Source organism: Erythrobacter sp. NE805, assembly GCF_046452355.1.
In the GTDB taxonomy this organism is placed as follows: Bacteria; Pseudomonadota; Alphaproteobacteria; order Sphingomonadales; family Sphingomonadaceae; genus Erythrobacter.
On sequence record NZ_JBKFDI010000005.1, the window covers coordinates 186827 to 193169 of the forward strand.

Genomic DNA, 6343 nt, shown 5'->3' on the forward strand with positions numbered 1-6343 from the left:
TGAGCTTGTCGAAGGGCTGTCTTTCTTTCGGGCTGGCAGAGGAAGAAAGTGCAGTCCTTCGACAAGCTCAGGACAGACGGAATCAAGGATGGGTGAGAGGGGTTCCAGACCCCGTGTTAGTGGACACAAGGGACTAGAGTGACGGCTCGCCGGGATTTCGTGGCATCTCCCGGGACAACGTGGGACGAAAACGGCTGAAAACTGCGATTGCGGCTGGGTGTCTCAAAAAATCGGCGCTCGGCGTGAGTGTCTAGAGTGCGGGCCCGTTTATTGGCTGAAACGGACCCGCGAGCTGCGGCTGACGCTTCGGCGCCGATCTTGAGACGCGACCGTCTCAACGGCGGAATTCTGCGGTTCATGAGGCTCTGAGAAGTCTCTTAAAGGCATCTTAGACCCTCGTCATCGGTCTCCGAACTGGGACATCCAGTGTCCCAGTTCGTGAAGATTGCCCAGAACTGGGCACCCGTTGAAAATCCTTAGCTTTTGGGGCAGCAGTCGTGGACTGCGGCTGGATTGGCAGGCGCGGAACTGGGCGCGTTTTTCAGAGGGCTTTTAGGACGAGCGCGCGAGGGCAGCCACCGGTGGCGCGGACCATGACCTTGCCCATTTCCGCTTCAGCCCACTGATCTTTCGAGGCCCAAGCTTGAACCAACTTCGGCCTTATCTGTGCGGCGCCGGTTCCGAAGCCGAGATCTTGCGCGAATTTATCGAAGGCCCGCGCGAGGTCCGGGCCGCTATTGCACCTGCCCGGTAAACCGGAGCGCAGCTGGATCATGTAGACGCCGCCAGCATCAGCGAAATCGACGGCGAGGCTTGTGTTCCGCCAGGTATGGTTCACCCGCAGGAGGCCAAGGCTCGGCGTTGCGACGGAGCGCTTCGAAAGAGGTTCTTCAGACCACTGCGGATCAACCCCGCGGAGCGCGGAAGACGGGTCATACTCACTTGCAGCGAAGGTCGATCTGCCCTGCCCAGCTGCAGATTCAGCCGTAGCAGGTTCGACGTCCTGAGGTTCGCTCGGCGCCGCGTCGCAACTGGCGAGCACCAGTGCACCGATGACCAGAAAAGCTGCGTGCTTCATATTCTTCTCACCACCGCGATCACGCGGCCGAATACATGAAGCTCGCCATCATGCGCAATCTCGGGCGGGACATTGGGGTTGTCGCTCAAGATCTTCACGCTGCCGTCGGGCATGGGGCGCAGGCGCTTGATCATGCCAGTCTGCCCGTAGGCGATCGCCCAGTAGACGTCACCGAAGCTCGAGCCGACTGCCGAGCGGTCAATCAGGATTACGTCGCCGTCGCCGATTGTGGGCTCCATCGAGTTTCCGATGCCCCTCGCCCAGTAGAGCTCCTCGGGCGGGCTGCGCGTGATGGAGCGGAGCCACTCGCGGGGGAAGAGCATGGTATCGACCTGATGCTCGACGATCTCGCTGTCCATGAAGGCAGCGCCCAGACCGAAGTTCAGGTCGATCGCGGCAATCTCGACCATCTCAGGTGCAGGTCGAGCAAGGCCGGCAAGCGCAGCGGCGCCCGCGCGCGTCCAACCGGGAAACTTCGGGTAGGCCTCTGCCAGTTTTTCCAGGGTGCCTTGGCTGAGGCGGGCCTCGGCATTGCCGTTCTTCATCCTCTGGATCGTTCGAGGATTAACCTTCGCCTTTTGCGCCACCTGGGCTGACGACACCCCTGCGTAATCCACGAGCGCGCGGATCAGCGCCATGTCCTCCTCTAGCCCTGACATGCGCCGACGCTACCAAGCGCCTCGCGTAAATGAACGCGGAAATATGTTCGTTGCATAGCGTAAAAACTTACGTTATTGCGTCGGCCATGGAACAGCAATCGATCGTCAGGGATATCGAGCGGCGGGCGAAAGCCTCGCGTATATCCATCGCCGAGCTCTGCCGCCGCGCGGGCATCTCTCCCGACACGTTCTTCAAGTGGCGCAAGACGCCCCGGAACCCTGACCCGGTCGGCGCAAACCTGCATTCGGTCGAGGCGCTCTATCGGGAACTCGCGAAGATCGACGCCGAAGACGCGCAGCGGCTCGCGCGGCGCGGGAAGAAGGCGGTGGCGGCATGATGACGCTGCACGATCTTCCCGATGCCGGCTTCGCCGATGCGGATGCGGCGATGACGGCTGTTCGCCGGCTGAAGCTGCGGGACAAGTTGCGGGCCGCGAACGCATCAATCGCGCGCGCTCTTGAGCATCTCGATGTAGTCTCGCAGCCAGATCGCGGCGCGGCCCCGGCCGGAGCGGATCAGCGGCTCGACCTGACTATCGGCGGTTGCGAGCGCGATCTCGGAAAGGTCGGGGTCTTCGATCGCGACGGCAAGCGCATGCGCGAGCGTGAGCTGCTCGAGGGCGCAGATGCGGTCCTTGAGTTCCTCGATCTGCTGGCTGGCGATGTCTGTCACGGCGTCTTCTCCTTCATGCCTGCGCCGGATGCTGCCGGGTCGATCGCCGCGAGCCAATCGCTATGTCGGGGCGCGGAAAAAACTCCGCGCGAGGCTGATGCGGGAGGCGCCCGGTGAGCGGCCCTGCGAAGATGGCAAGTCTGCAGCGCGGCGAGCGCGGACTTGAACTCGATCCGGGGCACATCGCGATCCCTGAGAGGATCGGGTTTCTGCACGAGGACAAGGCTGCCGCGATCGGCCGTCTCATGAAGGTCGATGGGCAGCACACCCCGATCCTCGTCACACGCATCAACCGGAGCAAGTCGGTCGAGGTCTGCCTCACCGAGGGGCGCAGGCCGTGGCAGCTGGTCGCCGGGATGCACCGCCTCGTTGGAGCGCGGCTGGAAGGCATCACTGTCATCGCCGACGAAGTGAAGGGGAAAGCGGAGGACCTCGCCACGCTAGAGGCGTCCGAGAACCTGCACCGGCGCCCGCTTGGTCCGATCGAGCGTGCGAAGTTCACCGCTGCGCTGGTCACGGCCGCGCAGGAGCGGATCGCGCGTGCCCATGGCGATCTCGACCAATATCAGCGCGGCGCGAAGGCTCGATGGGACCGTGTCCGGCACGGCGAGGAGGGTGCTGAAGCTGCCCTTCGGGACGAGACCGAGGATGCTTGTGCAAAGATTGCACAAGCATACAGCTGGGAGGAATCGGTGGGCGAGGCGCTGGGCATGTCCAGGCGCACGATCCACAATGATCTGGCGCTCTACCGGCTTGTTATCGAGCCGTTCCCTGACCTCGCCGAGCAGCTCGCTAAGCACCCGGTGGTGGGCGAGAACGGGAGCCAGCTGAAGGAGCTGACCCGACTCAAGAGCGAGGCGGTGCGTCGTCGAGTGATCGAGGCGCTGCTCGCCGATCACGAGATCGGCGTCGAGGACGCGAAGATCGCTGCGGGCGCTGCCGAGTTCACCGCCAAGGTCACCCCGGTCGCTTACGAGAAGCACTACAACGCGATCGAGAGCGCGTGGGATCGGCTCGGTACCGCCGAGCGCTCGCAGTTCCTGCCCAAGTTCGCTGCGCTGCTGACCGAAGGGCAAAAGCGGGCACTGCGCGACCGGCTCAACGAGGAGCTGGGGGAATGAGGGCGAGCTATCCACGAGCCATCGCCTGGCTGGGCCTCAATGACGATTGCGGGTGGCTCTACGGCGACGACGAGTACCTGTCGGTCGCCGCGGCGCTCGTGGCGGACCTCTTCGGCAAGACGCCAGCGAAGGTTGCCCGCGACCTCCGCGCCTTCCGGGAGAAGGAGGGCCTCGGCGATGCGCGCTGAAATCTCCTCCGGCAAGCACGCCAAGCGTCACCCGCTCGACTGGTACGTCGACGAGATTTGGTGTGCGCGTCAGTTGGCGCTCGCGCTCGACGAGTTTGCGCTCGAGCGGGAGGAAGGCCTCGCGATCTGGGACCCGTGCTGCGGCATGGGCAACACTCTGCAGGCAGCGTGGGAGCTCGGCTTCCCGACCTTCGGCTCCGACCTCGTCGACAACTTCGCCTGGGCCAACTTCCCCGGCGATTTCGAGGGGCTGGTGCAGCCGGCGTTCCGTTCGGCCGACTTCCTCGGGCAGACCGCAGCGCCCGCGCCTTGCAGCATCGTCTGCAACCCGCCTTACAGCTATGTGAAGGGCATCGCAGAGGCGTTTGCGCGCCATGCGCTGACCCTGTCCTCGCGCCGCGTCGCGATCCTGATGCCGAGCAAGTGGCTCGCCAGTCAGGCGCGGTACCAGCTCTTCACCGATCACCCGCCGCAGGCCGTGCTGCACCTGTGTCAGCGCCCCTCAATGCCCCCAGGCGACATGATCGCCGCGATGGGCAGGCGCGCCTTCAGCGGCGGGATGACCGATTACTGCTGGATCATCTGGGACGTGAAGCGCCCGACCGCGCCGGGCCAGACCCGGACGCTCTGGCTGCCGCCCCTCCACCGCAATTCCGAAATCCTATCGCTCGAGGAGGTCCTTTGATGCCCAAGCGTGAGTGGAAGGGCCTGCTGGTCGAGATCGTGCTGGCGCTGGCGCTCGTTGCGATCTGCGCACCCGGGCTGATTTGGTGGGTCGGGACGATCATCACTGTGCTCACGGGAGCGCGGCCGTGGTGACCCGGGTGCCCTCCGAGGAAGCGATCGCGCGCGAGATGAAGGAGGCCGGGCTTGATCGGCTGCCGGCGATCTGCCGTATCCAGCAGCGTCAGCAGATCCTCGCCGAGCAAGGGCGGAGGCCGGTGCGATGAGCGTGGTCGCCGAGCAGAAGGCCGATGCCCTGCGCTTCATCACCGGCTTCGAGATGAAGCACGGTCGTGCGCCGTCGACCGCCGAGCTGGCGGACGGCCAGTTCGCCGGCAGCGAGGCGACGGCCGAGTATGTTGTCCGATCGCTCGTCATCGACGGCAAGCTGCGCCGTGCGATGCGATCGCGCGATCGGAAGCTCCAGGTGCTGGCGCCGATCGCCATCCCGCGCGCGCCGGACGGCGAACCGCTCCATTTCGTCCGCGTCGGAGGTCAGGACTGATGGCCTACCAGGCTCCGCATAACGAGTGGAACGAGCTCGACGCTGCCGTGCGTAGTGAGGCCGAGCTGCGCCGCGTCATGACTGAGGGGCCGGGCAAGGTCACCAACCGCGAGCTCGAGCTGGCGCGGCGCGACGCGATGAAAGCGATGGTCGTCGGCTTGCCCGACCCGCGCGACGTCGCCGCCGCGCTCGAGACTGCCGATCCGGAAGCCGCCGAGGTGCTCCGCCAGGCGTGGATCAGCAGCAAGCAGCCCTACGCGGGCACGTGGCGGGTGGCCGACTGCGCCAGCACGCCGGTGCTGCGCGCGATGGGGCTGGTCGGGTGGATCGGGAGGGAGCCGGGCATGGGCTGCGCGGTCGGCGGGTTCGGCCTGCTGGTCCGCAAGGTGATGCTCTTCGACGTGGGCAGCCGGGAAGGAGATGCGTGATGCCGCGTTTCGCCAGCAAGGCCGAGTACTACCGCCACCACCGCAAGGTCTTCCTGCTGGCGATCGAGCTCGGCGTCACGCCGATCGAGGCCGAAGCGCGGATGAAGGCGGTCGAGGCGCGCGAGCGGCACCGTGCGAAGATGGCCCGCCGCGGCCTGCGCTCGGCCCTGCCGCCGCTGGGCCTGACCCTCGAACAGCCGACTTCGCCGCGCTTCGAGGACTTCGAGGCGGGCTGGATGATGAGGAATTGAGCGATGGTCGCCTACTCCTTCGCCCCCCAGTTTATCGCCCCAATCGTTGCGCGCACCAAGCTCCAGACGGTGCGCGCGAACCGTCGCCGTCACGCGCGCCCGGGCGAGCTGATCCAGCTCTACACCGGGATGCGCACCAAGCACTGCCGCAAGATCGTCGACGACGATCCGGTCTGCATCAGGCTGTGGGAAATCCGGATCGCCGTCGATGCCTCGGCGCGTCGCCGGATCGCGGCGATGACGCTCGACGGGATCGTCTTGTGCGAGCCTGAGATGGAAGCCTTCGCTCAACGCGATGGCTTTGTGGCCGACGCCGAATACTCGGCGCTGCGCCGAATGGGCGAGTTCTGGCTGAAGGCGCACGCACACCTCGGGTCCCAGTTCCTGTTCGAAGGCGTCTGCGTCCGCTGGGAGTGGCCGCGATGAGCCTCGGCCCCCTCACCAAGGTCGAAGTGACCCCGTCGCCCGGCGCTATCGCCGAGCTGGCGGAGCACTTCATCTGCGCGCCCGACGGCGAGCCCAAGGTGGTGGGCTACTACGACCGGCGCGGCAAGCTGCGCCGGATCGTGGCGACCTATCCCGATGGGACGCGGTGCCAGGTCAACATCAACGCGGGCGGCTACGTCACCAGCTCGTCCACGAAGCTGCCGACCATCAGGGTCAGGAGGGCCGATGCCTAAGCGGCCTTCCTACCCCCGGATCAACTGCTGCATCGCA

At 65.6% G+C, this 6343-nt stretch carries 14 protein-coding genes; 12 read left to right on the top strand and 2 right to left on the bottom strand.

The window, feature by feature from the left end:
• Positions 1-541: 541 nt before the first annotated feature.
• Both ACLBKU_RS16875 and ACLBKU_RS16880 read right to left on the bottom strand, forming a co-directional pair.
• Positions 542-1078 carry a hypothetical protein gene (locus tag ACLBKU_RS16875; RefSeq protein WP_410180733.1) on the bottom strand — a complete coding sequence of 179 codons (537 nt, stop codon included), beginning with the start codon at positions 1076-1078 and terminating at the stop codon, positions 542-544.
• Positions 1075-1716 carry a S24 family peptidase gene (locus ACLBKU_RS16880; RefSeq protein ID WP_410180734.1) on the bottom strand — a complete coding sequence of 214 codons (642 nt, stop codon included), beginning with the start codon at positions 1714-1716 and terminating at the stop codon, positions 1075-1077. Before ACLBKU_RS16880 ends, ACLBKU_RS16875 begins: the two co-directional genes overlap by 4 nt.
• A gap of 107 nt (positions 1717-1823) precedes the next feature.
• On the opposite strand from ACLBKU_RS16880, the gene ACLBKU_RS16885 reads away from it, so the two are divergent.
• From ACLBKU_RS16885 to ACLBKU_RS16940, 12 genes are read left to right on the top strand one after another with little or no spacing between them, the layout of a single operon-like run.
• Positions 1824-2075, top strand: coding sequence for a transposase (locus ACLBKU_RS16885; protein WP_410180735.1), 252 nt, complete (start codon positions 1824-1826; stop codon positions 2073-2075).
• Positions 2072-2527, top strand: coding sequence for a hypothetical protein (locus ACLBKU_RS16890; RefSeq protein ID WP_410180736.1), 456 nt, complete (start codon positions 2072-2074; stop codon positions 2525-2527). The genes ACLBKU_RS16885 and ACLBKU_RS16890 overlap by 4 nt, the downstream gene beginning before the upstream one ends.
• Complete coding sequence (locus ACLBKU_RS16895) at positions 2524-3531, top strand: hypothetical protein (RefSeq protein ID WP_410180737.1); 1008 nt, start codon at positions 2524-2526, stop codon at positions 3529-3531. Before ACLBKU_RS16890 ends, ACLBKU_RS16895 begins: the two co-directional genes overlap by 4 nt.
• Positions 3528-3719, top strand: coding sequence for a hypothetical protein (locus tag ACLBKU_RS16900; RefSeq protein WP_410180738.1), 192 nt, complete (start codon positions 3528-3530; stop codon positions 3717-3719). Before ACLBKU_RS16895 ends, ACLBKU_RS16900 begins: the two co-directional genes overlap by 4 nt.
• On the top strand, positions 3709-4404 hold the full coding sequence (locus tag ACLBKU_RS16905; protein ID WP_410180739.1) for a hypothetical protein: 696 nt from the start codon (positions 3709-3711) through the stop codon (positions 4402-4404). The genes ACLBKU_RS16900 and ACLBKU_RS16905 overlap by 11 nt, the downstream gene beginning before the upstream one ends.
• Positions 4404-4538: a hypothetical protein gene (locus tag ACLBKU_RS16910; RefSeq protein WP_410180572.1), complete on the top strand. Its 135-nt coding sequence runs from the start codon at positions 4404-4406 to the stop codon at positions 4536-4538. The genes ACLBKU_RS16905 and ACLBKU_RS16910 overlap by 1 nt, the downstream gene beginning before the upstream one ends.
• Positions 4532-4669 carry a hypothetical protein gene (locus ACLBKU_RS16915; protein ID WP_410180740.1) on the top strand — a complete coding sequence of 46 codons (138 nt, stop codon included), beginning with the start codon at positions 4532-4534 and terminating at the stop codon, positions 4667-4669. The genes ACLBKU_RS16910 and ACLBKU_RS16915 overlap by 7 nt, the downstream gene beginning before the upstream one ends.
• The gene (locus ACLBKU_RS16920) at positions 4666-4947 is read left to right on the top strand and encodes a hypothetical protein (protein WP_410180741.1); all 282 of its coding nucleotides are present in this window, start codon (positions 4666-4668) and stop codon (positions 4945-4947) included. The genes ACLBKU_RS16915 and ACLBKU_RS16920 overlap by 4 nt, the downstream gene beginning before the upstream one ends.
• Positions 4947-5375, top strand: coding sequence for a hypothetical protein (locus tag ACLBKU_RS16925; protein ID WP_410180742.1), 429 nt, complete (start codon positions 4947-4949; stop codon positions 5373-5375). The genes ACLBKU_RS16920 and ACLBKU_RS16925 overlap by 1 nt, the downstream gene beginning before the upstream one ends.
• On the top strand, positions 5375-5626 hold the full coding sequence (locus ACLBKU_RS16930; protein ID WP_410180743.1) for a hypothetical protein: 252 nt from the start codon (positions 5375-5377) through the stop codon (positions 5624-5626). The genes ACLBKU_RS16925 and ACLBKU_RS16930 overlap by 1 nt, the downstream gene beginning before the upstream one ends.
• A gap of 3 nt (positions 5627-5629) precedes the next feature.
• Entirely contained in the window at positions 5630-6052 is a 423-nt protein-coding gene (locus ACLBKU_RS16935; protein WP_410180744.1) for a hypothetical protein, read from the top strand.
• Positions 6049-6306 carry a hypothetical protein gene (locus ACLBKU_RS16940; RefSeq protein WP_410180745.1) on the top strand — a complete coding sequence of 86 codons (258 nt, stop codon included), beginning with the start codon at positions 6049-6051 and terminating at the stop codon, positions 6304-6306. The genes ACLBKU_RS16935 and ACLBKU_RS16940 overlap by 4 nt, the downstream gene beginning before the upstream one ends.
• Positions 6307-6343: the final 37 nt, after the last annotated feature.

Bases quoted from the DNA above. Each gene is read 5' to 3' on its own strand.
- ACLBKU_RS16875 (WP_410180733.1), bottom strand. From the start codon at position 1,078: ATGAAGCACGCAGCTTTTCTGGTCATCGGTGCACTGGTGCTCGCCAGT.
- ACLBKU_RS16880 (WP_410180734.1), bottom strand. From the start codon at position 1,716: ATGGCGCTGATCCGCGCGCTCGTGGATTACGCAGGGGTGTCGTCAGCC.
- ACLBKU_RS16885 (WP_410180735.1), top strand. From the start codon at position 1,824: ATGGAACAGCAATCGATCGTCAGGGATATCGAGCGGCGGGCGAAAGCC.
- ACLBKU_RS16890 (WP_410180736.1), top strand. From the start codon at position 2,072: ATGATGACGCTGCACGATCTTCCCGATGCCGGCTTCGCCGATGCGGAT.
- ACLBKU_RS16900 (WP_410180738.1), top strand. From the start codon at position 3,528: ATGAGGGCGAGCTATCCACGAGCCATCGCCTGGCTGGGCCTCAATGAC.
- ACLBKU_RS16905 (WP_410180739.1), top strand. From the start codon at position 3,709: ATGCGCGCTGAAATCTCCTCCGGCAAGCACGCCAAGCGTCACCCGCTC.
- ACLBKU_RS16910 (WP_410180572.1), top strand. From the start codon at position 4,404: ATGCCCAAGCGTGAGTGGAAGGGCCTGCTGGTCGAGATCGTGCTGGCG.
- ACLBKU_RS16920 (WP_410180741.1), top strand. From the start codon at position 4,666: ATGAGCGTGGTCGCCGAGCAGAAGGCCGATGCCCTGCGCTTCATCACC.
- ACLBKU_RS16925 (WP_410180742.1), top strand. From the start codon at position 4,947: ATGGCCTACCAGGCTCCGCATAACGAGTGGAACGAGCTCGACGCTGCC.
- ACLBKU_RS16930 (WP_410180743.1), top strand. From the start codon at position 5,375: ATGCCGCGTTTCGCCAGCAAGGCCGAGTACTACCGCCACCACCGCAAG.
- ACLBKU_RS16935 (WP_410180744.1), top strand. From the start codon at position 5,630: ATGGTCGCCTACTCCTTCGCCCCCCAGTTTATCGCCCCAATCGTTGCG.
- ACLBKU_RS16940 (WP_410180745.1), top strand. From the start codon at position 6,049: ATGAGCCTCGGCCCCCTCACCAAGGTCGAAGTGACCCCGTCGCCCGGC.